At 70.8% G+C, this 23,841-nt stretch carries 24 protein-coding genes; 8 read left to right on the top strand and 16 right to left on the bottom strand.

The genetic code is table 11. The features are described from left to right. Positions 1-13 precede the first annotated feature (13 nt). Positions 14-2,038 carry a TPM domain-containing protein gene (locus tag OHB13_RS24575; protein ID WP_328378526.1) on the top strand — a complete coding sequence of 675 codons (2,025 nt, stop codon included), beginning with the start codon at positions 14-16 and terminating at the stop codon, positions 2,036-2,038. On the opposite strand, the gene OHB13_RS24570 is transcribed toward OHB13_RS24575, so the two are convergent. The 4 genes from OHB13_RS24570 to OHB13_RS24555 form a co-directional block, all read right to left on the bottom strand. Beyond that, positions 2,039-2,245, bottom strand: a complete 207-nt coding sequence (locus tag OHB13_RS24570) for a DUF397 domain-containing protein (protein ID WP_328378525.1) — start codon at positions 2,243-2,245, stop codon at positions 2,039-2,041. Between the two features lie 30 nt (positions 2,246-2,275). Beyond that, on the bottom strand, positions 2,276-2,485 hold the full coding sequence (locus OHB13_RS24565; protein ID WP_328378524.1) for a DUF397 domain-containing protein: 210 nt from the start codon (positions 2,483-2,485) through the stop codon (positions 2,276-2,278). Continuing rightward, positions 2,467-3,309, bottom strand: a complete 843-nt coding sequence (locus OHB13_RS24560; RefSeq protein ID WP_328378523.1) for a helix-turn-helix domain-containing protein — start codon at positions 3,307-3,309, stop codon at positions 2,467-2,469. The genes OHB13_RS24565 and OHB13_RS24560 overlap by 19 nt, the downstream gene beginning before the upstream one ends. Before the next feature lie 124 nt (positions 3,310-3,433). Further along, a complete protein-coding gene (locus OHB13_RS24555; protein WP_328378522.1) occupies positions 3,434-4,675 on the bottom strand; it encodes an MFS transporter in 1,242 nt (413 codons plus the stop codon). 267 nt (positions 4,676-4,942) lie between these two features. On the opposite strand from OHB13_RS24555, the gene OHB13_RS24550 reads away from it, so the two are divergent. After that, positions 4,943-5,836, top strand: a complete 894-nt coding sequence (locus OHB13_RS24550; protein WP_328378521.1) for a LysR family transcriptional regulator — start codon at positions 4,943-4,945, stop codon at positions 5,834-5,836. 83 nt (positions 5,837-5,919) lie between these two features. On the opposite strand, the gene OHB13_RS24545 is transcribed toward OHB13_RS24550, so the two are convergent. From OHB13_RS24545 to OHB13_RS24510, 8 genes are all read right to left on the bottom strand, one after another. Continuing rightward, positions 5,920-8,433, bottom strand: coding sequence for a SpoIIE family protein phosphatase (locus OHB13_RS24545; RefSeq protein ID WP_328378520.1), 2,514 nt, complete (start codon positions 8,431-8,433; stop codon positions 5,920-5,922). 154 nt (positions 8,434-8,587) lie between these two features. Continuing rightward, the gene (locus OHB13_RS24540) at positions 8,588-8,992 is read right to left on the bottom strand and encodes an ATP-binding protein (protein ID WP_266853500.1); all 405 of its coding nucleotides are present in this window, start codon (positions 8,990-8,992) and stop codon (positions 8,588-8,590) included. 179 nt (positions 8,993-9,171) lie between these two features. Next, on the bottom strand, positions 9,172-9,576 hold the full coding sequence (locus tag OHB13_RS24535) for a (deoxy)nucleoside triphosphate pyrophosphohydrolase (protein WP_328378519.1): 405 nt from the start codon (positions 9,574-9,576) through the stop codon (positions 9,172-9,174). Positions 9,577-9,656: 80 nt separating this feature from the next. Beyond that, positions 9,657-9,839: an SPOR domain-containing protein gene (locus OHB13_RS24530; protein ID WP_266853503.1), complete on the bottom strand. Its 183-nt coding sequence runs from the start codon at positions 9,837-9,839 to the stop codon at positions 9,657-9,659. A gap of 321 nt (positions 9,840-10,160) precedes the next feature. Further along, positions 10,161-10,913: a GntR family transcriptional regulator gene (locus tag OHB13_RS24525; protein WP_328378518.1), complete on the bottom strand. Its 753-nt coding sequence runs from the start codon at positions 10,911-10,913 to the stop codon at positions 10,161-10,163. Positions 10,914-11,163: 250 nt separating this feature from the next. Beyond that, positions 11,164-11,715, bottom strand: coding sequence for an isochorismatase family protein (locus OHB13_RS24520; RefSeq protein ID WP_266853506.1), 552 nt, complete (start codon positions 11,713-11,715; stop codon positions 11,164-11,166). Positions 11,716-11,723: 8 nt separating this feature from the next. Beyond that, on the bottom strand, positions 11,724-13,259 hold the full coding sequence (locus OHB13_RS24515) for an MFS transporter (protein WP_443062965.1): 1,536 nt from the start codon (positions 13,257-13,259) through the stop codon (positions 11,724-11,726). After that, positions 13,256-13,699 carry a MarR family winged helix-turn-helix transcriptional regulator gene (locus OHB13_RS24510; RefSeq protein WP_328378517.1) on the bottom strand — a complete coding sequence of 148 codons (444 nt, stop codon included), beginning with the start codon at positions 13,697-13,699 and terminating at the stop codon, positions 13,256-13,258. The genes OHB13_RS24515 and OHB13_RS24510 overlap by 4 nt, the downstream gene beginning before the upstream one ends. 141 nt (positions 13,700-13,840) lie before the next feature. Between OHB13_RS24510 and OHB13_RS24505 the strand changes: the two genes are divergently transcribed. Together OHB13_RS24505 and OHB13_RS24500 are read left to right on the top strand one after the other, a co-directional pair. Beyond that, entirely contained in the window at positions 13,841-14,173 is a 333-nt protein-coding gene (locus OHB13_RS24505) for a YkvA family protein (RefSeq protein ID WP_266853512.1), read from the top strand. Between the two features lie 459 nt (positions 14,174-14,632). Next, a complete protein-coding gene (locus OHB13_RS24500; protein ID WP_328378516.1) occupies positions 14,633-15,703 on the top strand; it encodes an alpha/beta hydrolase in 1,071 nt (356 codons plus the stop codon). A 205-nt stretch (positions 15,704-15,908) separates the two neighbouring features. On the opposite strand, the gene OHB13_RS24495 is transcribed toward OHB13_RS24500, so the two are convergent. From OHB13_RS24495 to OHB13_RS24485, 3 genes are read right to left on the bottom strand one after another with little or no spacing between them, the layout of a single operon-like run. Continuing rightward, on the bottom strand, positions 15,909-16,178 hold the full coding sequence (locus tag OHB13_RS24495; RefSeq protein WP_328378515.1) for a ferredoxin: 270 nt from the start codon (positions 16,176-16,178) through the stop codon (positions 15,909-15,911). Next, positions 16,178-16,663, bottom strand: coding sequence for an aromatic-ring-hydroxylating dioxygenase subunit beta (locus OHB13_RS24490; protein ID WP_266853519.1), 486 nt, complete (start codon positions 16,661-16,663; stop codon positions 16,178-16,180). Before OHB13_RS24490 ends, OHB13_RS24495 begins: the two co-directional genes overlap by 1 nt. A gap of 35 nt (positions 16,664-16,698) precedes the next feature. After that, entirely contained in the window at positions 16,699-17,973 is a 1,275-nt protein-coding gene (locus tag OHB13_RS24485; protein ID WP_328378514.1) for an aromatic ring-hydroxylating oxygenase subunit alpha, read from the bottom strand. Positions 17,974-18,299: 326 nt separating this feature from the next. Here OHB13_RS24485 and OHB13_RS24480 point away from each other — a divergent pair, with 326 nt between their 5' ends. The 4 genes from OHB13_RS24480 (at position 18,300) to OHB13_RS24465 (ending at position 22,228) form a co-directional block, all read left to right on the top strand. Next, positions 18,300-18,959 (top strand): FMN-dependent NADH-azoreductase, encoded by a 660-nt coding sequence (locus OHB13_RS24480; RefSeq protein WP_328378513.1) that lies wholly within the window; start codon positions 18,300-18,302, stop codon positions 18,957-18,959. 38 nt (positions 18,960-18,997) lie between these two features. Continuing rightward, entirely contained in the window at positions 18,998-20,560 is a 1,563-nt protein-coding gene (locus OHB13_RS24475; protein WP_328378512.1) for a 4-hydroxyphenylacetate 3-hydroxylase family protein, read from the top strand. Positions 20,561-20,724: 164 nt separating this feature from the next. Further along, a complete protein-coding gene (locus tag OHB13_RS24470) occupies positions 20,725-21,216 on the top strand; it encodes a DoxX family protein (RefSeq protein ID WP_266853527.1) in 492 nt (163 codons plus the stop codon). A 181-nt stretch (positions 21,217-21,397) separates the two neighbouring features. Next, positions 21,398-22,228 (top strand): class I SAM-dependent methyltransferase, encoded by an 831-nt coding sequence (locus tag OHB13_RS24465; RefSeq protein WP_328378511.1) that lies wholly within the window; start codon positions 21,398-21,400, stop codon positions 22,226-22,228. Between the two features lie 31 nt (positions 22,229-22,259). Here the strand turns inward: OHB13_RS24465 and OHB13_RS24460 are convergent, their stop codons facing one another. Beyond that, positions 22,260-23,822 (bottom strand): MFS transporter, encoded by a 1,563-nt coding sequence (locus tag OHB13_RS24460; protein WP_328378510.1) that lies wholly within the window; start codon positions 23,820-23,822, stop codon positions 22,260-22,262. Positions 23,823-23,841 lie beyond the last annotated feature (19 nt).

Genomic DNA, 23,841 nt, shown 5'->3' with positions numbered 1-23,841 from the left:
TACGCTCCCCCATGTGACGCCGCACGAGCCATCCGCACGGCCGCACACCGCCGTCATCGCCACGCTGGCCGCGGCGCTCACCGCGGTGTTCCTGCTGGTGGCCCCGGTACCGGCCGCGCGCGCGGCCGACCCGCCCGTCCTCTCGGCGAAGGGGCAGATCACCGACCAGGTCAACGCGCTCGGCGACCGCAGGGGCGCGGTGGCACGAGCCATCGACGCGCTGTACGAGAAGCGGCACATCCAGCTCTTCGTCGTCTACGTCGGGGACTTCTCCGGGCGGGCCGCGCAGGACTGGGTTCGGGCCACGGCGAACCGCAACGGCCTGGGCCAGGACGACATCCTGCTGGCGATCGGCACGCAGGCGCGCCAGTACGCGTACACGGGGCAGAGCGGCACCACCAAGTTCACCAATGCCCAGCTGGAGGCCGTCGCCCGTACGGCCATCGATCCGCCGCTCGCCCAGCACGACTGGGCGGGCACCGCGATCGGCGCAGCGAACGGATACAGCGCGGTCGTCGCCGGGCAGCCCGTCCCCACCCCGGCCATCACTCCGGGTGCGTCCGATCCCGGCGGCCACCACACCGTCGGCATGGGCAACGGCGCCCTGCTGGTGCCGCTCGCGCTGGTGGTCGTGGTCGGCGGCCTGGCGATCTACGCGTACACCCGCAGAAGGCGGCGCGCCGAGAGCAGGACCACCCCCGCGGGCAGCGCACAGCAGCAGGGCTGGAGCGGCGAGGCCGAGGGGATCGCACTGGCCCAGCTCGACACGGAGGCCGGGAAGCTGCTGGTCACCACGGACGACGCGGTCCGGACGAGTACGGAGGAGCTGGGCCTGGCCGCCGCCCGGTTCGGGGACGGAGCGGTGGAGCCGTACACGGCGGCGCTGACGTATGCCAGGAGCGAGCTGGCCACGGCGTTCCGGCTCCGCCAGCAGCTCGACGACTCGCATCCCGGGGACGAACCGGCCCGGCGGCAGATGCTGGAGGAGCTCGTCGCCCGGTGTACGGAGGCCGGCCGGCGCCTGGACGAGGAGTCCGAGGGCTTCGACCGGCTGCGCGCCCTGGAACAGGATGCCCCGCAGGCACTGGCAGCGGCGGAGACGGCCTTCCGGGCAACCGCCGGGCGTACCGGAGCCGCCGAGTCCACGCTTACGGCGCTGCGTGAGCGGTACGCGGAACAGGCATCGGCGCCGGTCGCCGGGAACGTCGAACAGGCCAAGGACCGGCTGCTCTTCGCGACGAACGCCCTCAACCGGGCCCGGCAGGCAGCGGACATCGGGGAGCACGCGGAGGCCGCGCTGTACGTACGGGCCGCGGAGAGCGCGGTGGGCCAGGCGGCCACGCTCATCGACGCGGTCGACCGGCTGGCCCGGGAGGTGGCCGAGGCGGAGGTCCGGCTGACCGGTGCGCTCACCGAGACGGAGGCGGACCTGACTGAGGCCCGCGGCCTTCCCGAGGCCACCGCCGCAGGGGCCGCGGGGGCCGATCTCCAGGGCCGGATCGCGCGCGCGGAAACGGTCACGGCCGGTGTACGGCAGGAGCAGCGGACGGGCCCGTACGATCCGGTCGACGCGCTGCGCCGGGTCGGGGAGGCCGACGCCTCACTGGACAAGGCGCTGGCGGGCGGGGCGCCCGGGACGGGCCCCCGCCGGGCCGCCGAACTCCTCGAAGCAGCCACCCTGACGGCACGTTCCACGACGGGGGTGGCGGCCGACTTCATCACGACCCACCGCGGCGCGGTCGGCAGCCAGGCCCGCACCCGGCTGGCGGAGGCCCAGCGCCATCTGGAGGAGTCCGGCACGCTCGCCGCCGCCGACGCCCGGCAGGCTCTGTCCGCCGCCCGGCAGGCCGACTCGCTGGCCGGACAGGCCCAGTACCTGGCCGAACAGGACGTACGGACTTACGGAAGCCACCACGCCGGGGACCCGGTCGGCGCGGCCCTGGGCGGCATCATCCTCGGCGGACCGCTCGGCGCGGGCGGCGTCCCGGGCCGCTTCGGCGGCGCCGGAACCCGCGAGCGGATGCGCGGCGACCGGTGATCAGGCGGGCAACTCGCCGTTCCTGACGGCGGAGACGAACGACGCCCAGCCACCTGCGGCGAACGCGAGCACCGGACCATGCGGGTCCTTGCTGTCGCGGACCGGCACGACTGCGCCGGAGCCCTCGGCGACCTCGACGCACTGGCCGCCGTCCGAGTTGCTGTAGCTGCTCTTGCGCCATGCAGCGGCGCTCAGGTCGGATCGCACGGCACTACCTCCAACACGTGCAGGATGCGGTCAGGCCCTCAACTCGCCGTCCCGCAGGGCGGATACGAACGACGACCAGCGGTCCGCAGCGAACGTGACCACAGGACCGTCCGGGTTCTTGCTGTCGCGGACCGGCACGAGTGCGCCACAGCCGTCGGCAACCTCAACGCACTCGCCGCCATCCTGATTGCTGTAGCTGCTCTTGCGCCATGCAGCGGCGCTCAGCTCGGTGGATCGCACGGCAGCTCCTCCAACATGCGCAGGATGAATTTCCGCGACTCGGCTGGTGTCAGGGCCAGGTCACGAACGGAATCGTACCTGAGCTGCAAGTTCTCAACGGTGCTGATTTCCTCGATGAGTTCGCCACCCAGCCCGTTCTCGACGTACGCAACCGTACGCCCCTCCGGCAGCCGGAGGAACATCACCGTCATGTTCGCCAGACCGTGCAGTCCGGCGCTCATCGGCAGCACCTGGAGCGCCACTTTGGGCCGCTCGGCCACCTCGGCCAGGTGCTCCAGCTGCTCCCTCCAGGCCTGCGCATCGCGGCATGGCGTACGCAGGACGACCTCGGAGAGAATCGTGCGGAACGGAGGGGCGACGGCTCCTTCCAGCAGGTCCTGCCGCCCCATCCGGGCCGTCACCTGTTGTTCCAGATCGCTGCCCCCGGAGCCGCCGCTCTCCAGAAGCTCGATGGCGTACCCCTGAGTTTGCAGAAGCCCCGGAACCACGCCCGGTGCGTAGTGCCACAGACTGCTCGCATCCGACTCCAGCGCCATGTACTGCCGGTACCGCTCCCGGAACTGCGTACGGTCCTTCATGGCCAGTTCCCACAGGACGAGCAACATCCCCTGAGTGCCGAAGTAATGGTCCAACGCCTGGACCACTTCGGGCCCACCCAGCGTCTCGCCCTTCTCCATCTTGCCGAACAACGAGTAGTCCCAGCCGAGCCGTTCACCGAGCTGCCGCAGGTTGACCCCACGCTGGGCGCGCAGTTTCCGTAACTCTTCTGCGAACCGCTGACGCGGCTCCTGGCTGCGGCTGGTGACAAGGCGTCGTTGCGGCATGGCGCTCCTTCCGGGGCGCCCGTCCCACCCGGACGGTTCTTCCCGTAACGCCCCGGCTACGCAGCGTAGTTCATGGCGGGAGGGGCCGTCAGCGGAACCGCGCAGCACCCGCGCCCGGACGGCGTCACCCGGGAAGGCGGACAGCGAGGGCGAGGAGCAGCAGCACACACATCGCCATGCACGCGGCCCCGGCGACCGCCCACAGTGCCCTCAGCCGGGGCTGACCGCGCCACCACTGCTGCACCTTGCTGGTACTGCACGCCCACACCAGGAACAGCAGGGAGGCCATCACGGCGCCCAGCACGCACACCCCGTTCCATCCGGCGTGCGCGTGGACCGTGCCGACCAGGGCCGAGCCGAGCGCGCCGCCGACGAAGTAGCACGTCATGTAGGCGGAGGTGATACGGCCACGGGAGTCCGGCCGCAGGGCGTAGATCAGTGACTGGTTGGTGATGTGTACGCCCTGGTGCGCCAGGTCGAGCAGCACGATCCCGGCGATCAGCGCGGCCAGGCTGTGGGCCCCCAGGGCCAGCAGCCCCCAGGAGCCGAGCAGCAGGAGGGCGCTCGCCACCGTGGTCAGGGTGGTCCGTCCGCGGTCGGCCAGCCGCCCGGCCAGCTGAGCGGCGATCGCTCCCGCCGCGCCTGCCAGGCCGAGCAGGCCGATCTCGGCGTCCGACCAGCCGTAGCCGGGCCCGGACAGCAGAAAGGCGAGGGACGTCCACAGCGCGCTGAAGCAGGCGAACGCCAGCAGTCCGATCAACGCCCGTGCGCGCAGCACCGGTTCGTCCGCGAGAAGGCGGGCGGTGGAGCGCAGCAGCTGTCCGTAGTTGAGGCCTGCGGACCCCCGGTACTGCGGGAGCGCCCGGTGGAGTGCCGCGGTCAGTACGAGCATCGCCAGGGCGGCGACCCAGTACACCGTGCGCCAGCCGCCGACCTCGGCCAGCGCACCGGACGCGGTGCGGGCGAGCAGCATCCCCAGGACCAGGCCGCTCATCACCGTGCCCACGGCGCGGCCGCGCTGGTGCGGGGCGGCCAGGTCCGCGGCGAACGGCACCAGGACCTGCGCCGTCACCGAGAGGAGCCCGGTGAGTGCGGTGCCCGCCAGGAGCAGTCCGGTGTTCGGCGCGATCGCGGTCAGTGCCAGCGAGCACGCCGTCGCCAGGGTCAGCCCGCAGACCAGCCGGCGGCGTTCCAGCAGGTCGCCCAGTGGCAGCAGCAGGACGAGGCCCAGGGCGTAACCGACCTGGGAGACCGTCACCACGAGCGAGGCACCGGTGGACGACAGGTGCAGATCGCGGGCGATGGTGTCGAGGAGCGGCTGGGCGTAGTAGTTGCTCGCCACGCACAGTCCCACGGCCACGGACATCAGCAGGAGCATGCCGCGTCCGGCGCCACCGGCGGTGTCCGTGCCCGGACGGAGGTCCTGAGTGCCTGACGGGGAAATCGGTTGCGGGGTCGGGGAGGAAGCTGGGGAGGAAGCCACGTCCGTTTCCTTCCGGGAGTGCTCGTACGCGGGCCCTCTCGGAGCACCTGCGGAGCGGGGCGGTTCCGGCTCCCGTTCATGCTGGCTGAGCAGTGTGCATGAGTCCAACAGATGGTTGCCATCACAGCGATCTCGTATCACGATGAATCCATGGAACTCCGCCAGCTCGCCTACGCCGTCGCCGTCGCCGAGACCGGCAGCTTCACCCGCGCGGCACACCGTTGTTTCGTGGTCCAGTCCGCGCTGAGCCACCAGATCGCCCGGCTTGAGGACGAGTTGGGAACCCGGCTGTTCGAACGCACCAGCCGACGGGTGCAGATCACTCCGGCCGGCGAGGTGTTCCTGGGCCCTGCCAGGGAAGCGCTGGCGGCCGTCGAGCGGGCGCGCAGCGAAGTGATCGCGTGCGGCAGCGAGGTGCGCGGCCGGCTGAGCATCGGCACCATCACACCGCTGGCCGCGGTGGACCTGCCGGACCTGCTCGGCGCCTACCGTGACCGGTATCCGGCGGTACGCGTCACACTCCGCGCCCGTCTGGTCAGGGACCTGCTGCGGGAGGTGCGCGAGCACGCCTGCGACATCGCCTTCGTCGACAGCAGGCCGGAGAGCACGGCCGGGCTCGCCGTGCGTGTCCTGGCGCACGAGGACCTGGTCGCGATCGTCCCGCGCGGGCACCGGCTGGCCGGGGCGGACCGGGTGGCTCCGGCCCGGCTGGCGGAGGAGCACATGGTCGACATGCCGCCCGGCTCCGGCCTCCGCCGCCACAACGACGCCGCTTTCGCCGCGGCCGGTGTCCCCCGCACGGTCGCTTTCGAGGCCGACACCATGGCGCTGCTGGAACAGCTGGTGGCACGCGGCTTCGGCATCGGACTGATCTCGGCGCCGACGGCCGCCGGGATGCCCGCGGTGAGCACGGTGGCGCTGACCGATGTGCCTCCCCGGACGGTCCAGGCGGTGTGGCGCGCCTCCGGGGCCTCGCCGGCGACGCGGGCCTTCCTCCAGCTCCTGCGGGAACGGACACCGGACGCGCCGGAGGTGTCGGAGTAGCGGCGGGGGCCGACCCGCCCGAAGGCCCCGAGGGGCCCTGCCCGCGCGGAACCCCTCTCCGTATCAGTACATGCTTCTCCGTCTCAGTACATGCTCAGCAGCTGCTCCACGCTCAGCTCCGGCGCCGACGCCCCGTCCGGCAGGGCCAGTTCGAACCAGACCGTCTTCCCGCGCGGAGTCCGCCGGGAGCCCCAGGCCGCGCTGAGCATTCCGACCAGCTGAAGCCCCCGGCCCCCCTCGTCCGTGTCGCGGGCGCGGCGCCGGCGGGGCTGGATCAGGCCCGCGTCCCAGACCTCGCAGACCAGGGTGCGGTCGAGCAGCAGCCGGAGCCTGATCTCACCCTCGCCGTACCGCAGGGCGTTGGTGACCAGCTCGCTGACCAGGAGTTCGGTCGTGTCGACCAGATCCTCCAGGCCCCAGGAGATCAGCTGCCCCCGGGCCAGTTCGCGGGCCCGGCCCACCGAGCGTGGTTCGCGGGGCAGTTGCCAGTCGCCGACCGCTTCGGACGGCAGGCCCTGGATACGCGCCATCAGCAGGGCGATGTCGTCCTCACCGTGCGAGGTGTCCAGCGTGTTGAGCACGTGGTCGCAGACGTCTTCGAGCGGGCGCTCCGAGTGGGCGAGGGCGTCGCGGAAGGCGCTCAGGCCCTCGTCCAGCGGATGTTCGCGGGACTCGACCAGGCCGTCGGTGTAGAGCGCGAGGAGTGCGCCCTCGGGGATCTCGACCTCGACCTCCTCGAACGGTTCGCCGCCGACGCCCAGCGGCATACCGGGCGGCACGTCGAGCAGCAGCGCCGGTTCGCCCGGTTCGACCAGGACGGGTGGCAGATGCCCGGCGTTGGCGAAGGTGCAGCGCCGGGTGACCGGGTCGTACACCGCGTAGACGGCGGTCGCGAGATAGACCTCGGAGAGGTCGGCCTCACGTGTCTTGTGCGCGGCGCGCGAGGCCTGCTGGGTACCGCTCGGGGTACCCAGGCCGCGGGCGATCTCGTCCAGCGCTTCGAGTACTTCGGCGGGCTCCAGGTCCAGCAGGGCCAGCGTCCGTACGGCGGTGCGCAGTTCGCCCATCGCGACGGCGGCCCGCAGCCCGTGGCCCATGACGTCGCCGACGACCAGCGCGGTGCGGTGACCGGGCAGCTCGATGACGTCGAACCAGTCGCCGCCGACCTCGCTCGCCGTGTTGCCGGGCAGATAGCGGCAGGCGATGTCGAGCCCGGCCGCCTCGGGGTCGCCGGGCGGCAGCAGGGAACGCTGGAGTATCAGGGCGCGTTCGTGTTCGCGCCGGTACAGCCGGGCGTTGTCCATACAGACGGCGGCGCGGGCGGCCAGCTCCACGGCCAGCGAACGGTCCCGCTCCCCGAACGGCTCGCTCCCCTTCGTACGGGAGAACTGCACCAGACCGACCACCGTGTCATGGGCCACCATCGGCACGGCGAGGGTGGACTGTACGTGGCTGCCCTGGGAGCCCGGTACGGAGCGCACCTTGCCGGTACGCAGGGCGCTCGCGCACGGCGAGTGGAAGGCGTAGCGGTGGACGGCGCCCAGCGCTGGACCGTCGTCCGCCTCCTTCAGCAGGACGTCGGAGACAGCGCTGGCATAGGCGACGCGGCGCAGCTCGGCGCTGCCGTCCGCGCTGCCCTTCGGGGACTCGTCACCGGCCAGCAGGCCCTGGTACAGGTCGACGGACGCCAGGTCGCAGAAGCCGGGGACGGACACGTCGAGGAGTTCCCGGGCGGTGGTCTCCAGATCGAGCGAGTTCCCTATCCGGGCGCCCGCCTCGTTGAGCAGGGCGAGATTGCGCCGGGCGTTGGCGGCCTCGCGGGCCGCGACATGACGGCGGGTGACATCGGTCCCCAGACCGGCGACACCGATGGGGAGGCCCGCCCCGCTGTGCACGCGGTAGAGGTTGACCGACCAGTGCCTGCGCTCGGAACTGCCCGGCGCCGAGCCGATCAGCTGGAGGTCGGTGACGGGACGTCCGGACTCCAGGACCCGCTTCAGCGCCGCCGTCATCCGGTCGGCCTCGGCGCGGGCGAGATAGTCGTGGACCGTACGGCCGCGGTGCTCCGCGACCTCGTCCCCGAAAAGCTCCGCGAACCGCTTGTTGACCCGGCGCACCGTGAGGTCGGTACCGAACAGCAGGAAGCCGAAAGGAGATTGGCCGAATATGGCCTGCGAGGACGCGAGGTCGGTTTCGATCCGGCGCAGCACCCTGACGTCAACGATGATGCAGACAGCGGCCCTTCCACCGTCGGCCGTCTCCGTGGGCATCACATAGAGCTCGGCGAGCCCCTGTGTCTCCGGCCGGTCCGGCATCCGGAAGGGGACCAGACCGGTCCACTCCTTGCCGTCGAGGATTTCGGTGACCGCGCCGTGCCCTCTGCCGCGCAACTCCACGGGCAGGAAGACCTCGACCGGGTCCACGCCCACGGCGTCGCGTGCGTCCACCCCGAACAGCTCTTCGGCCCGCTTGCTCCACTGCTCCACCAGCCCGTCGGCCCCGATCGAGAACGACGCAACCCTGATGTAGTCATAGATCGAACCGGGCGGACTGCTCTGCCATACGACATCGCCCGTCGCACCGGATATATCGCTCACGCGACCGTCCCCTCCAGCTCACCACGCACCGAACCGACCAAGGTGGCACCCGCAGTATTCAGCACTACGGACCCCAGCGACACGGCGTTCACGATCACAGCACGGTCTCAGTCACTTTCGGACACTTCGACCGCGATCGCGTCCCACCCTTCTCCTAACCAGGCTGGGCCAGCTCGAACCACACCGTCTTGCCCGATCTGCCGCGCGCCGTCCCCCAACGCTTCGCCGAACAGGCCACGAGCTGCATTCCCCGGCCACTCTCGTCGTCGGGCCCTGCCGTCCTCTCGCGGGGCGGATCCGGAATCGGATCGGAAACCTCCACCCGCAGCGTGGCTTGATCCAGTCGCGCGACCCTGACACCGATCGGGCCGGACGCGTGCCGCATGGAGTTGGTGACCAGCTCACTCACGAGCAGCGTGGCGACGTCACCGAAGGCACCGTCGAGCTCCCAGGTGCGCAGAGTGTCCCGAACCGCCCGGCGCGCGACGCGTACGGCATCGGGCTCGGCGGGGAAGGTCCACTCGGCGCATCCGCCTTCGGTGCCGATCAAGCCGATCACTTCCCCAGGCCGAGCACGGACATGCGTACTGCCGAAAAGGTACTAACCAGCACATACCCTGTATTACGCGCAGATATCGACAATGCCGTGCCATATGCCCTACAGGGCCACTAACGGCGCACATCGGCGCGCACCTACGCGCACCTGTCGGGCGCGGTACGCGCGGCTCCGTCCGCGCGTCACTCGTGGAGCCCGGCCCTCAGGCGGCGCGCCGCCTCGGCCACCGCGGGGCGGTCCTGGTCCAGCCAGTCCACGGTGCCGATCTCGTCCGGCCCGAGCCACCGCAGCTCGTCATGGTCCTCCAGCGGACGCACCTCACCGGAGATCAGCCGCGCGGTCCACACATGCAGCACGAAGCCCCGGCCGAGCGGCCATTCGCCGGGGATGCGCTCCAGCGGCTCCGTCTCGACGCCCAGTTCCTCGCGCAGCTCACGCACCAGCGCCTGCCCGGCACTCTCGCCCGGCTCCAGCTTCCCGCCGGGCAGCTCCCAGCGGCCCGCGAGCTCGGGCGGCGCGCTGCGGCGCGCGGCGAGCAGCCGCCCCTGGTCGTACAACGCTCCACCCACGACGACGCGATCAGCCATGGGGCGAGCCTACCGAGACCCCGGCGGGCGCCCCCGGCCCACCAGGGCCCGAACACCCGCCGCGGGGCCGCTACCGCGCTCTACTGCACACTCTGGCCGATGCGTTCGATCCAGTACATCTGCCGGTGCCCACGGGCACCGAGGGTGTCGGCGGTCTGCTGCGCCTCGTCCCTCGTCGCGTACCTTCCGACGCGATAGCGATTGCCGTTGTCGTCCTCTCGTATGACCTGCCACGGGAGCATGGCGTTCCCGCTGTCCGTCATCGCGTGCCCCCGTCGTACGCCGGCGTGCAGGCCATCTCTAATCCCCAGGAAACCGCAGTCTGCATATGCCCGAGCGTACGCCTGACCCTTACTGAGCGAATACGTGTTTTCACAAAGAGGTACGCATCAAGCCACTCTGCAATCTCCATTGAGTACACGACGGAGCACCAGGCACCGCCGGGCGCCCGCCCCGGGGCGCACCGCGGACACCCTTCAGTTACCCAAGAGAGCAGGTGCCGCAACGGATTCGGGCACGGCTCCGCCCAACTCCCGTTCAGGGAGCGGCATCCCCGGCCCGGCGGCGTCAACCGCCGCGGCGGATCACTTCACCGGCAGGTGGTACGCGACGCGGTAGCGGTCGGCCGGGACGACGATGTCCGCGGTCTCCACCGCACGCCCCGACGCGTAGTACGTACGGGAGATGACGACCACCACATGACCGGGCACCCCGCCGAGTGTCAGCAGTTCCTCGGCCAGACCGGGCCGGGCGCCGACCTCCTCGACGACGTTGTCCACGACGATGTCGATCGCGGCCATCCGTTCGACGACGCCGCAGCCGCCGAGCGGGCCCTCCTCGGGGAGCATCACCGGTGTGCGCCCGGTGATCCCCAGCGGCTCCCAGGAGGTGGACAGCATCATCGTTTCGCCTGCGTCGCGGTAGACGTACCGCGTGCGCATCACCCGCTCGCCCGGCGGGATGGCGAGCCGCAGGGCGATGTCGGTGTCCGCGACGTCCTGCTCGCTGCTGGACTCCCAGGTGCCGCGCACGCTCTCGTCGGCCTGCTCCTGACGGAACGGCGTCGCGCCCTCCGGCAGCCGGTAGCCGGAGCGGGCGATACGGCGCGGGACGAGCCGCTCCCGGACATACGTACCCGAACCGGAGCGGCCCTCGACCAGCCCCTCGGCCATCAGCACCTTGCGCGCTTCGAGAGCCACCGTGTCGGAGACCCCGTACTCCTCGCGGATGCGGGCCTGTGAGGGCAGTCTCGTGTGCGGTGGCAGCGAACCGTCGGTGATCTTCTGCCGAAGATCACTCGCGACGCGCAGATAGGCCGGCTGCTCACCGAAAGTCACTGGCCACTCCCCATGCAGGTTGACAGACCGCAACAGCGTGACAACCGTGGGTTGTTGGCCGCAAGCAGGGGCCAGGGTTTCACCCGAAGTGATGAAGGGTGCCCGGCGAAACCCGCCACCAGCACGACGGATGCGGCTGCGGCGCACGGCTCCCGGCCCCGGCTTCCGTACCGGGCGGGAAGAACAGCCGTGCGCCGCAACGGCGGTGAACGCCGGTGCGCCGTCACCGCGGCAGGTGAGCGGCAGGCGATCAGCCGAGCAGCTTGATGACCGCGTCCGTGGTGTCCGTCTCGCCGAGGCGCGGGAAGATCCGCTCGACGGCGTTGCGGTGGGCCTCCGGGTCCATGTCGGTGACGGCGTCGGTGGCGACGGTCACGTGGTACCCGTGCTCCTGCGCCGAGCGGGCCGTCGACTCGACGCCGATGGCCGTGGCGATCCCGGCCAGGACGACCTGGGTGATGCCCCGGCGACGGAGCTGCATGTCGAGGTCGGTTCCGTAGAAGGCGCCCCAGGTCTGCTTGGTGACGACGATGTCACTGTCCTGCTGGTTCAGCTCGGGGACCAGATCGGCCCAGTCCGCCGGGGGCGTGCCCTGCCCGGCGGGCGACTCGTTACGGCCGGGCGCACCGCCCGTGACGCGTACGAGGACGACCGGCAGGTCGTGCGCGCGGAAGGCGTCGGCCAGCCGCGCGGCACGCTCGACGATCTCGGCGGCGGGGTGCGCGGTCGGCAGGCCGACGATGCCCTTCTGGAGATCGACGAGGATCAGCGCGGTCCGGGTGTCGAGGGTGGTGGCTGTCATGGAGTGGCTCACTTTCGGTTACGGGCACGGAGCGCCCGGTCGGAGACGGTCAGTGCGACGAGCACCAGACCGAGGACAACGGAGACGGCGGCCATCAGGTGTAGTCCGCCGTCGCTCGCCCGCTGCCCGTAGGCGAGGGCGATGAGGCTGGAGGCCGTGATGGCGCCGATGTACTGGGCGGTCCGCTGGAGGCCGGCGGCCGAGCCGACTGCGTCGGCGGGGGCGTACTGATAGACGGCGGCCTGGTTACTGGTGCCGATCAGCCCCTGCGGGATGCCGAAGCAGGCGCCGGTGAGCAGCAGTACGGCGACCGGGGTGGCGCCGGTGGCGAGGATCAGCAGGGCGCTGCCCGCCGTGACCAGGACGGCGGCGGTGATGAGCGGGGCCCGGATCCCCTTCGTACGGGCTCCGAGCAGCGAACACACCAGCGCGGCCACCGACATGGGAAGCATCAGCAGACCGGTGTGCAGGGAGGAGAAGCCGCGGCCCTCCTCCAGCCACTGGGTGAATCCGTACATCACGCAGTAGATGACGAGATAGCTCAGGCCGTGGCGGAGGTAGGTGCGGGCGAGTGCGTGGTTGCGGCCGAGCATCCGCAGATCGATGAAGGGGTTCGGGCACCGCAGCTGCCACCAGGCGAGGGCGGCGGCGAGGACGGCGACGGGGCCGAGCAGCCACCACACCGGGTGGGCCAGGTCGAGGAGGAAGAAGACCAGGGCGGTGAGGGTGCCGGTGAAGAGCACGATGCCGAGCGGGTCGAGCCCGGCGGGTTCGCGCGTCGCGCGGTCGCCGGTGCCCGCGACCGCCCGCCGGCCGTCGTCCTTCGGGATCCACCACATGGCACAGACGAACGCGACGAACGCGAGCGGCACATTGACGGCGAAGATCGCCCGCCAGCCCCAGGTCGCGACGAGCAGCCCGCCGAGGGTGGGACCGACCGCCGCGCTGCCGAGCGCGGCGAAGGAGAGGCGGCCCAGGACGGTACGGGGGGTCGGGCGCCCGAGCCTGCGGGACTCGGAACGCAGTACGGCCATGGCAGCCGGATAGGCGGCGGACGTGCCGATTCCGAGGAGCAGCCGGGAGGCGATCAGCCAGCCGAAGCCGGGCGCGAAAGCACCGACGAGCCCGGAGGCGGCAACGACGGCCAGCCCGGCGAGGAACACCCTGCGCGGGCCGATCGAATCGGCGAGTCTGCCGAGCACGGGCTGGGCGACGGCGCTGGCCAGGTAGAGCACGGACACCAGCCAGACGGTGCTGGATGCGCCGATCCCGAAGTGGTGGCCGATCGACACCAGCGCGGTGGAGATCATGGTGGTGTTGAGCGGATTGAGCAACGAGCCGAGCAGCAGGGGGGCGGTGAGGCGGGCCCCGAACCCGGCTTCGGCGGCCGATCCGGTGGCGGCGGCCAATCCTGTGGCGGGGACCGGCCCGGTGGCTCGACGGGTGTCCGTGTCCGCGCCGGTGACTGCGTCCGTGCCTATGTGCGCATCGCCTGTGTCCGCATCGCCTGTGTCCGTGTCCGCGCCCATGTCCGCATCCGTCACCTCTGCACCAGCCGTTCGAGCAGCGCGACGGCGTCGGTGAGCGTGCGTCGCTCTGCCGGGTCCAGTTCGTCGCTGATGGCGAGCGCGAGCCAGCCCTGCTTGTCGGCGCGTACGCCTTCGAGCGTGCGGCGGCCGAGATCGGTGAGCGACATGACGGACTGCCGTCCGTCCCTCGGGTCGGGGGCGCGCCCCACCAGTTCCCGGGCCTCCAGGGCGGCGATGGTCAGTCGCATGGACTGCGGCCTGACCAGTTCGGCGCGCGCCAGTGCGGCCGTGGTCATCGGCCCCTCCCGGTCCAGCAGGGAGAGGGCCGACCGCTGCGAGTGCGTCAGCTCAAGCCCGGGCGACGTCTGCCGCAGCCGCCGTGCGACGTGCCCGAGAACGACCGCGAGTTCGGCTGCGATCTGCTCGGAGCTGGGGTCGTCGTGGGAGGTGGCCATGGCATCACCGTAAAAGATAGACAGGTAGCCTTGCAAGTTTCCCTGCCCATCTACTTCTGCCCATCTACTTCTGTCCACCTCGGCGCCCACCGCAGCACCCGCAGCAGCGTGGCGTTCCGGCCGCCGGGTACCCGTACCCCCATGGACTTCCACTCGAAGGCGCTGCTGGCACTCGTCGCGCTCGTACTCCTGGCAACGCTGGCAGTCACGGTCGTCCTCGCCGTACGCCTGTTCCGCGCCCGGCGCTTCCTGCGCGACGCGGGCATCCCCCTCCAGAACAAGCTCGCTTTCTGGGGTGCGCTGATCTACACCATCAGCCCGGTGGACCTGCTCCCCGATCCGGTCTACCTGGACGACATCGGCGTCCTGCTGTTCGCGCTGCACTCACTGGAGCGGGCGGCCCGCCGGGGAGTGCAGCGGAAGCCCGGACACCCGGCTGGAGAATTCGGCCCGGCAGGGCCGCAGGCCCCGTAACCGAACGACGGCCGGGCCTTCGCGGCCCCCGAGTTCGAGGTCATCGGCGCAGGAGCGCGGTACACGGGGCGCGGCACACCTGGTGCAAGCGGCGTCGGGTGCAGGCGCGTCGGGAATCCCGCCGGTCGGAATTCGTCCGCTGGAAAGGGTATCCGGGCGCGACATCGGGCGATTATGCTCGCGCAGTATCGCAGGCCCGATTGCGGCCGTCCCAGGGGGGATTCAACGCGTGCGCGATCCCATTTCCCCGTTCCTGCTCGCCAGCAGACCGACGCAGCACGAACGGGTTTTCGCGCCGACGCTGTGAGACTCGGTACCGGAAATGGACTTCCGGATACCTCCCTCCCTTTCTCCGAATACGGAACAGCGATATCGGCAATGGCCGGATCGATCCGGCCAGTCCGATCGGTCCGATCAGTCCGATCGGCACCTGCCGCCAGTCCCGACAGATTCGACTAAGTGAGGACGAACTCGATGAAGAAGCGGACGGTCTCCGCATTACAGCGCGTCGCGGCGCTATCTGCCGCGGTGACGCTTCTCTCGATCGGCGTCGCGGGTTCCGCTCCCGCCTCCGAACCCACCGCCCCCAACTGCCAGGCCACCACCGTCGACGTCCCGCTGGGCTCGGGCACCGGGCAGATGTGGGGCGAGCTGTGCCGTCCGGCCGGGACGTCACCGAGCACCGTGGTGACGATGGTGCACGGCGCCACCTACAACCACAACTACTGGGATTTCCCTTATAAGCCGGACACCTACTCGTTCAGCCGGATGCTGAACCGGGCCGGGTACGCCACCTTCGTCGTCGACCGGCTCGGCGCCGGCAAGAGCACCGTCCCGCCGAGCTCCGAGTTGAACCTGACCGTCGAGGCCGGCCAAATGCACAAGGTCGTACAGGACTTGCGGGCCGGCCGAATAGGCGGAACCGGCTTCAGCAAGGTGGTGATGGGCGGTTACTCCCTCGGCTCCGCGGTGTCGGAGATCGAGGCATCCACGTTCCACGACGTCGACGCGTTGCTGGTCACCGCCCTGGGCCACTACAACAACCCGGCGGGCACGCAGGCGATCATCGAGAACGGGCAGGACCCGAACACCGACCCGGTGACCGGTGGACGGCACCAGTACGACGCCGGCTACGCCACCACCAAGCCGGGCAGCCGCAAGACCATCTTCTACGCCGACCAGCCGATGGACGCGGGTGTGCTCGCCACGGACGAACTCACCAAGGACGCCAACGTCTTCGGTGAGGCGGGCGACCCGCTCATCTTGGATCCTTCGGTCAGCAAGGCGATCAACGTCCCGGTCATGTTCGCCCTCGGCGACCACGACCCGCTGATGTGCGGTGCCGGCTACGAGGACTGCACGTCGACGGCGGCTCTGCGCGCCCAGGAGGCGCCGTTCTGGAGCTCCGCGCCCAGCTTCGACGCACTGCTGCTCCCGCACTCCGGACACGGCCTGAACCTGGTGCCGAACACCGGCGTCTACCAGGCGGCGGCCAGGTCCTGGCTGGACCGAGTCGTCGGACACGGCTGACAGCCGGCCGGCCCCCGGAGCGCACGGGGAGCCCGCACGGAACAGCAGCCCCCGGTCCGCCGTGCCCCGAGGCGCGCGGCGGACCGGGGGCTTCGGTGCGGGCCCGTGCCGGATGTACGCGTGCCCGATGGCCCTCGTAGGGGCGCCATCGGGCACGCGTACGTCCGCCGGCTTCGAGCGAAGCTCAGGCAGCGGGGTCACCCGCTCAACCGGGCGGCCCGTCTCCGTCCGGGTCCGGCGGTCCGTCCTTGAACAGGAACACCGCGTTGGCCGGGCAGACCCGCGCCGCTTCGCGTACGGAGTCGGCCAGTTCGGGTCCGGGCCGGGGCCGCAGCACTTCGGCGACCTCCGCGACGTCGCTCATCCGGAAGACCTCGGGAGCGGCATCCACACAGTGGCCGTACCCCGCGCAACGGGTCAGGTCCACCTCGACGCGCGCCACCCGTCGCTGCCCGCCCTCCCGGCGCAGCGGCATCAGAGCAGCACGCCCATGTTGCCGGGCAGGGTCTCGGCGTCGAGGACGACGCGGTGCTCGACGAAGCGGAGCCCGCTGTCCGTCCGCGTGAGGAGGTCGTCGTAGCGACCGCAGACGTGGAAGCGGGACATTTCGATGCGGTCGGTGACGTACAGGACGACATACGCCTCGGCCTTGATCCGGCCGTCCTCGGTCTCCCGGGCGCGCACGTTGGTGACGGTGTGCAGGGTCCGGGTCGGGTTGTGGCGCAGATAGCCGTTCATATAGGCGGCGCGCTCCTTCAGAGCGCCCAGGCCCCGGTCGGTGTACCACCACATGCCGGTCGTCGAGACATTGTTGTGCGTGCCGACGGCGTACAGCCCGGTGCCGAGGAACAGGCCGACCCAGTCATTGGGGCGCTTGTCGTCCATCGTCAGGGCGTAGGACACGTAATGGTCCTCGACCTCGCTGCGCAGGCCGGGTGGGGTCGTGACCACTGTGGACATAGCGGCGTCGTGCCTTCCTTCCGTCGTCCGGCTGCTCACGACTCGTCCTGGAGGTACTGCTGGTAGACCCGGAAGAATTCGCGCTGCGAGTACTCGTCCCGTACGTCGGCGCCCTCACCGCCACGGCCGGGCTCGACCCCGCGGGTGAAGAGGTTGTACCGGCCGCCCTCGCCGCGCACGCCGATCTGGCAGCGGGCCGCCGCCTCGGTGTCGTCACAGCTGAGCTTGCCCCACGAGCCCTGGGTGTCGGCGAGGTTCTCCAGCAGTTCCTGCCGCGTCGCCTCGTCGTCCTCGATGTCCGAGTAGACGGTGATGTCGACGCGGGCGCGAGCGACGCTGATCGGGGTGACCGTCTGGATGTACCCCGCCTTCATGCCGCGCGGGGTGTCCTTGGGGCCGGGCTGGACGTCGAGGTTGGGGAAGAGCGCGAGCACTTCCTGCCGGATCTCCGGCGGTTCGCCGCCCTCGAAGCCCTCGGGCGGGCCGGGCGGCCCCTGGGCGAGCATGCTGCTCCAGCCGACCGGCATGGTGCCGTCCGAGAAGTCCACCCCGCTGAAGCGCTGCAGGGCGCGGGCGTACTTCGGCGGGTCGAGGGGCGGGAAGGCCCACTGGAGGACCGAGTGCCCCGGCGACGCACCCCAGTTCCAGCCTTGCGCGGTGGTGCCGGCCAGCAGGTCGCGGATGCTGCGGTGGGTGAATTCGGCGTGGTAGTCGTCCTGGAAGTTCTCGTGCCAGAACTTCCAGTTGCCCTCGTATATCCAGCTGTTGCGGCCGATCGGCTCGATGCCCTGCACATATGGCGCGAGGTGGTCGGTCATCTCGCCGAGGAAGTCGGTGAGTGACGGCACCGCCGGCCGGAGCGCGACGAAGACCAGGTCGTGGAAGGTGTCGCAGTGCACCGGCTTCAGACCGTGGGCGCCGCGGTCGAAGTCCGGTCCGTAGCCCTCCTCGTAGGGCACACCGGTGAGGTCGCCCTTCAGGTTGAACGACCAGGCGTGGTACATGCACTTGAGGACCTGACCCTGGTTGCCGCACCGCTCGCCGGTCAGGACCGCGCCGCGGTGGGTGCAGGCGTTGTGGAACGCGCGGATCTCCCCGTCATTGCCCCGCACCACGAGCACCGGCTGGTCGGCGATGGAAACCGTGAAGTAATCGCCGGGCTTTTTCAGATCGCGGGTCAAGCAGGCATAGTGCCAACTCCGGGCGAATATCCTGTCTTTCTCCAGCGCGAAGATCTTCTCGCTGGTGTAGATTTCCCGGTCCACCACCCCCGTGGCGAGATCGGTGCGAAAATCCGGGCTCAACTCCATGGTGCGACCTCCATATGGGCACGCGAACGTCGGCATACCCGCACAAGATTCGTGACGATTGTGGCAACCGCGTGAGTTCATCGTCAATGATCAGCGAAGCAGCGGCCCCCCTTGTCCGACTGGGGAAATTCCCCAGTCGGACAACTCCCTGGAACATTTCCCCTCTTCATTGACAGGCGACGGATTCCCGATGACCCTCGGACACGGCATCGACCTGCGCGGGAAAACACTGACCAGCCGTCTCCAGCCGTTCGAGGGCGCCGCCCGCAGGGGCGGGGGCTGATGTTCCCGGCGCGCCCGCACACACCCGACCTCCGGAGTACGTGATGTCTCTCTTCCGGCTGGACACCAGCATCCTCGGCACCCGGTCCAGCACCAGCACGCTCGCCGACCTCGTGGAGCAGGAGTGGCGCGCCGCGACCCCGGACGCACCGGTGGTCCGGCGCCACCTCGGTGAGGCCCCGCTGCCGCCGACCGCCTGGGCCGCCGCGGTCGCGACCCAGTTCGCTCCCCCGGACCGGCACACGCCCGAGCAGCGGGACGCCGTGGCGCTGGCCGCGTCGCTGGCCGACGAGCTGATCGCTGCCGACGCCGTGATCCTCGCGGCGCCGCTCTACAACTTCGGTGTCTCCCAGCACCTGAAGACCTGGGTGGACCTCGTCATCACCGATCCGAGGATGGCCCCGGGCGGGGAGAAACCACTGACGGGCAAGCCGGCGGTGCTGCTGACCGCCCGGGGCGGCGCCTACGGGCCGGGGACCCCGCGGGATGGCTGGGACCACGCCATCGGCTGGATGCGCCGCATCTTCAGCGATACCTGGAACCTGCAACTCACCGTTGTTGAGCGCGAGTTGACCCTTGTTGGTTTCGATCCGGCGCTGGACCGGTTCGCCGAGCCGGCCGCGCGGTCCCGGATCGCCGCCGAGGAACAGGCCCGCGCGGCCGGCCGGGACCTCGCCCTGCGCGAGAGCGCCTCCCTCAGCTGAGCCGCAACTCCCACCCACCGCCCGACAAGGAGGACATCGTGCCCGCACGCACGGGGAAGCAGTACCTCGACAATCTGAAGTCGCTCGACCCCGAGATCTATCTCAACGGCCGCCGCATCGCACACGTCACCGAGGAGCCGGTCTTCGCCGGTCCGCTGCGGACCGTCGCGGAGCAGTACGACCTCCAGCTGGACCCGCGGTACGTCGACGTATGCACCTATGTGTCCCCCACGACGGGTGAACGGCTTTCGCGCTCGTTCCAGCCGTGCCGGAGCAAGGAGGAACTGGTCGCCAAGCGGCGGCACTTCCAGCTCCGCGCCGGCCACACCTTCGGGATGATGGGCCGGACCCCGGACTTCATGAACGCCTTCGTCCTGGGCTGGAACACCAACGCCCCGGTGTTCGGTGAACTGGACGAGCGGTTCGGCGAGAACGCACGCCGCTACTACGAGCGGGTGCGGGACAACGACCTCTTCCTGACGCATGTGCTGATCAACCCGGCGATCGACCGGTCGAAGACCTCGTCCCAGCAGGAGGACCCGTTCCTGCACCTGGGGAAGGTACGGGAGACCGACGAGGGAATCGTCGTCCGCGGCGCGAAGATGCTCAGCACCATGGCGCCGTTCGCGGAGGAGCTCGTGGTCGTCCCCTTCGGGGGCATCGCCCCGGGCGACGACGACTACGCGGTGGTGTTCGCGATCCCCATCGACACACCCGGCCTGAAGTTCATCTGCCGCGAGCCGGTGGCTCCGGCCGGCCGGACGGAGTTCGACCACCCGCTCAGCAGCCGGTTCGAGGAGATGGACTGCATCGCCGTCTTCGACGACGTGCTGGTCCCGTGGGACCGGGTCGTCGTCGACGGCCGGCCCGGCAGCCGTGACCTGGTCAACCGGGTGCTCGGCAGTGACCCGAGCGTCCTGGTGGTCAACGGCGCCCGGAGCCTGGCCTCGCTGGAACTGCTCTGCGGCATCGCGACGAAGATCGCCGACGCGACCGGGATCGACACCTTCCTGCATGTCCAGGAGAAGCTCGGCGACCTGATCTCCCGGCTCGAAACCCTGCGGACGCTGTTCCACGGCGCCGAAGCCATGGCCGCGCCCCTGCCGGACGGCACCTGGGTGCCGTACCTGCCGGGGATCATGGCCTTCCATATGCAGACCGCGCCGACGCACCGCCGGATGGTCGAGGTCATCCAGATCCTGGCGGCGGGCAACTTCTTCTACGCGCCGTCCGGCGGGGACTTCGCCAACGAGGAGCTGCGCCCGTTCATCGACCGGTTCGTCCGGGGCCGTCCGGGCGTCCCGGCCGAGGAGCGGGTCCGGCTGTTCAAACTCGCCTGGGACGTGGCCGGCGACGGGTTCGGCCAGCGGCTCATGCAGTACGTGAACTACTACAGCGGCGATCCGGTGCGGCTGACCGCCGGGCTCTACCTCGGCGCGGACAAGACGGAGATCCACCGGGCGGTCGACCGGGCACTGGCCGGCTCGGACCGGAGCCTGGACATCCCGCTCCCGCCGGAGGTTCTGGAAATGGCGCCCCCTCCCCCGCCGACCAGGCCTCTCACCGGGATGTACCCGGCGAAGAGCCAGCCGTCGTCGTAGCGGCCGTGGCGGTGTGCGAGCGGGGAATCTCCCCACTCGCACACCGGGATCACCAGGCACTCCGGAGGCCGGAGGGCTAGCATTTACAGCCTCCGGCCCCTTCCCGGCCGGCGCACGGCGGACACCTCGATTCCCGGCGCGGCCGGGGACACGGAAGGACGACGATGGCGAGCACGGGCCGGTTGATCATCAGGGGCGTCGTCGGCGGACTGGCCATCGGCTTCGGCGGCCGGAAGCTGTTCGGCTGGTTCGGCGGAGCGGGCCATGAGCGGACGGCGGAGACCTTCGAGTCGTTCGGGTACCGCAACGGCCGGGTGATGGCCACCCTGGCCGGAGCCACCGAACTGGCCGCGGGCGTGGGCCTGGTGACCGGGACGGCCACCCCGCTGGCCGCGTCCGCCCTCATCGGGGAGATGGTCAACGCCGCGGCCGTGCACCGGCGGCAGGGCCTGTGGGCCGAGAACGGCGGCTACGAGTACCCACTGGTTCTGGCCACAGCCGCGGTCTGCCTGGCCTGGGACGGCCCGGGGCCGCTCTCCGTCGACAGCGCGCTCGGCCGCGAGCGGACGGGCCCCGCCTGGGGGCTGGGCGCTCTCGCGCTCGGCGTCACCACCGGAACGGCCGTGTGGCGCCTGTTCCGCGACGAAGAGAAGTGATCTCACGCGGCTCGGCTCCCGCACCGGAACCGAGCCGCATCATCCCATCGGGTGAACGCGGCACGGTGGTGCGGGCCGGCGGAACACCGGCCGGGCAGGGTGGGTCCGCCCCCTCACGGACGGCGCGGGCGCAGTGCCTGCCCTGACGTGATCGGTGACCCGAACCGAGAGCGAGTACGTCATGCCTGCCCAGCGAACAGTCGCGCCCGAGTCGACAGCCGCGCGAGTGGCCCTCTGGCGGGCCATGCACGTCCAGGTCGACGAGCCCCCGCATGTCCTTGAGGACGAGATCGGCCTGGAACTCGTCGCGCCGGGTGAGAACTGGCGCCGCCGTCCCGACATGGGCAAGAACGCCACCAGCGGGTTCCGCGCGGGCGTCGTCGCCCGGGCGCGGTTCGTGGAGGACCTGGTCGCCGAGCGGTTCGCCGACGGCGTGCGGCAGTACGTGATCCTCGGCGCCGGTCTGGACACCTTCGCCCAGCGGCATCCGGAACGCGCCGCCGAGATGCGGGTGTTCGAGATCGACCAGTACGGCCCGCAGGAGTGGAAGCGGAAGCGGCTGGACGAGCTCGGCTACGGCATGCCCGAATGGCTGCGGATGGTACCGGTCGACTTCGAGGCGGACGAGGACTGGTGGGAGCGGCTGGTCGAAGCCGGCTTCGACCAGGACCGGCCGGCGGTGCTGGCCAGCACCGGAGTCAGCATGTACCTCACCAAGGACGCGGTCGCGGACACCCTGGCCAAGGCGGCGAAGACGGCGCCGGGCTCCGCCTTCGCCATGACCTTCCTGCTGCCGCCCGACACGGTCACCGCCGGTGGCGAGAAGCCGCGCCACCCGATCCGGTTCCGCAGCTGCTTCACCGCCGACGAGATGCTGCAACTGGCGCGCGAGTCCGGGTTCCGCGAGGTCCGGCACCTCTCGACGGCGGACCTCACCGAGCGCTACTTCGCCGGGCGCCCGGACGGGCTGCTGCCGGAAGTCGGCGAGTCGTTCCTGCTGGCTGAGAGCTGAGGGCTGTCCCGTAATCCCTTGCGGGCAGCCCTCAGCGACCACCTGACACCCCGGTGCCCGGACGCTCCGCCGGTTCCGCCGGTGGCGGCTGGGGGGCGGCGAAGTCCCGGCTGCGGATCAGTACGGTGGCCAGCGCGCCGCCCACCAGCGCCAGCAGGCCGGCCGCGAGCAGCACGGCGTTGAGGGAGTCGGCGTATCCGGTACGGATCGCGTCGGCCAGCGCGCCCCGGACGTCCGGCGGCGCCAGTGCCACCGCCTGATCGGCGGCTCCCTGGTGCACCGCGCCAGTGATCTGCTCGACCCGGCCGCGCAGCGCCGGTACGCCGGCCAGCCGCTGCCGGAGCGTCGTGTGCAGGGACGCCACGAAGATGGTGCCGTAGCAGGCGACCCCGACCGCGATACCGATCTGCCGGAAGGTCTGGTTGGCTCCCGAGGCCATCCCGGACCGCTGCGGCGGCACAACGCCCACTGCCGTCGAGGCGAGCGGAGGGTTGACCAGACCGGCGCCGATACCGGAGACGACAAGCCCGGGGATCAGATGGGTCCAGTCGGACCCGGCGGTCAGGCCCCGCATCAGCAGCAGGCCGGCGCCCACCAGGCCCAGACCCGGGCCTATCAGCCACCGCACCGGGACCCGGCTGGTCAGCCGGCCCGCGGCGAAGGCGGCGACGAAGGTGAAGGCGGAGCCTGCCAGCAGCCGGACGCCGGTGGCCGTCGGGCTGCCACCCAGGCCGTTCTGGAGATAGAGCACGAGATAGAGGAAGACCGCGTACAGCGAGGCATTCATCGCGAAGGCCGCCACCGAGCCGCCGAGAAAGGTCGGGATGCGCAACAGCGACAGGCTGAACATCGGCTCCGGAACCCGCCGTTCGACCACCGCGAACGCCACCAGGCAGAGCACCGCCAGGCCGAGCCAGAGAGGCACGCCGTGTCCGCCCCAGCCGGCCTCGCTCGCCGTGATCAGCCCGTAGACCAGGCTGAACAGCCCGGCGGTCAGGGTCACCACACCCGGCCAGTCGATCCGGCCGCCCCGCGGGGCGCGGGACTCGTCCACCCTGCACACCGTGACGACCAGTGCGGCGATACCGACCGGCACGTTCACCAGGAAGATCCCCCGCCAACCGACGCTGCCGGTGAGCACGCCGCCGAGCAGCGGACCCAGGCCGGTCGCGATGCCCGCGACGGCGCCCCAGACGCCGAAGGCCACCCCCCGCTGCCTGCCCTGGAAGGAACCGGCGAGCAGGGCGAGGGAGGTGGCCGACAGGATGGCGCCGCCGATTCCCTGCACCGCGCGGCACAGGACCAGCACCGACGCGTTCGGCGCGAGGCCGCAGAGCAGTGAGCCACCGGTGAAGACCACCAGTCCGATGGCGAACACCCGCCGCCGGCCGTACTTGTCGGCGAGGAAACCTGCGGTGAGCAGCAGCGCGGCCAGCGTGAGGGCGTAGGCGTCCGTCATCCACTGCAGGCTGCCGAAGCTCGCGTCGAGCGCGTGCTGGATGTCCGGCAGGGCGACGACGACCACGTTGACGTCGATCAGCAGCATGAACATCGCCGCGCACACCACCAGCAGCGTCCACCATCGGCGTTCCATCGGGCGGCCCCCTCGATTC

The sequence above is a fragment of the Streptomyces sp. NBC_00440 genome (genome assembly GCF_036014215.1).
Classification (GTDB): Bacteria; Actinomycetota; Actinomycetes; order Streptomycetales; family Streptomycetaceae; genus Streptomyces.
The sequence above is the reverse complement of the archived record's forward strand: the minus strand, read 5'-3'. Positions and strand labels throughout refer to the sequence as shown.

Bases quoted from the DNA above. Each gene is read 5' to 3' on its own strand.
- OHB13_RS24480 (WP_328378513.1), top strand. From the start codon at position 18,300: ATGTCTCTCTTCCGGCTGGACACCAGCATCCTCGGCACCCGGTCCAGC.
- OHB13_RS24460 (WP_328378510.1), bottom strand. From the start codon at position 23,822: ATGGAACGCCGATGGTGGACGCTGCTGGTGGTGTGCGCGGCGATGTTC.
- OHB13_RS24465 (WP_328378511.1), top strand. From the start codon at position 21,398: ATGCCTGCCCAGCGAACAGTCGCGCCCGAGTCGACAGCCGCGCGAGTG.
- OHB13_RS24505 (WP_266853512.1), top strand. From the start codon at position 13,841: ATGGACTTCCACTCGAAGGCGCTGCTGGCACTCGTCGCGCTCGTACTC.
- OHB13_RS24490 (WP_266853519.1), bottom strand. From the start codon at position 16,663: ATGTCCACAGTGGTCACGACCCCACCCGGCCTGCGCAGCGAGGTCGAG.
- OHB13_RS24560 (WP_328378523.1), bottom strand. From the start codon at position 3,309: ATGCCGCAACGACGCCTTGTCACCAGCCGCAGCCAGGAGCCGCGTCAG.
- OHB13_RS24520 (WP_266853506.1), bottom strand. From the start codon at position 11,715: ATGACAGCCACCACCCTCGACACCCGGACCGCGCTGATCCTCGTCGAT.
- OHB13_RS24485 (WP_328378514.1), bottom strand. From the start codon at position 17,973: ATGGAGTTGAGCCCGGATTTTCGCACCGATCTCGCCACGGGGGTGGTG.
- OHB13_RS24495 (WP_328378515.1), bottom strand. From the start codon at position 16,178: ATGCCGCTGCGCCGGGAGGGCGGGCAGCGACGGGTGGCGCGCGTCGAG.
- OHB13_RS24530 (WP_266853503.1), bottom strand. From the start codon at position 9,839: ATGACGGACAGCGGGAACGCCATGCTCCCGTGGCAGGTCATACGAGAG.
- OHB13_RS24555 (WP_328378522.1), bottom strand. From the start codon at position 4,675: ATGTCCGTGGCCGTGGGACTGTGCGTGGCGAGCAACTACTACGCCCAG.
- OHB13_RS24470 (WP_266853527.1), top strand. From the start codon at position 20,725: ATGGCGAGCACGGGCCGGTTGATCATCAGGGGCGTCGTCGGCGGACTG.
- OHB13_RS24550 (WP_328378521.1), top strand. From the start codon at position 4,943: ATGGAACTCCGCCAGCTCGCCTACGCCGTCGCCGTCGCCGAGACCGGC.
- OHB13_RS24510 (WP_328378517.1), bottom strand. From the start codon at position 13,699: ATGGCCACCTCCCACGACGACCCCAGCTCCGAGCAGATCGCAGCCGAA.
- OHB13_RS24535 (WP_328378519.1), bottom strand. From the start codon at position 9,576: ATGGCTGATCGCGTCGTCGTGGGTGGAGCGTTGTACGACCAGGGGCGG.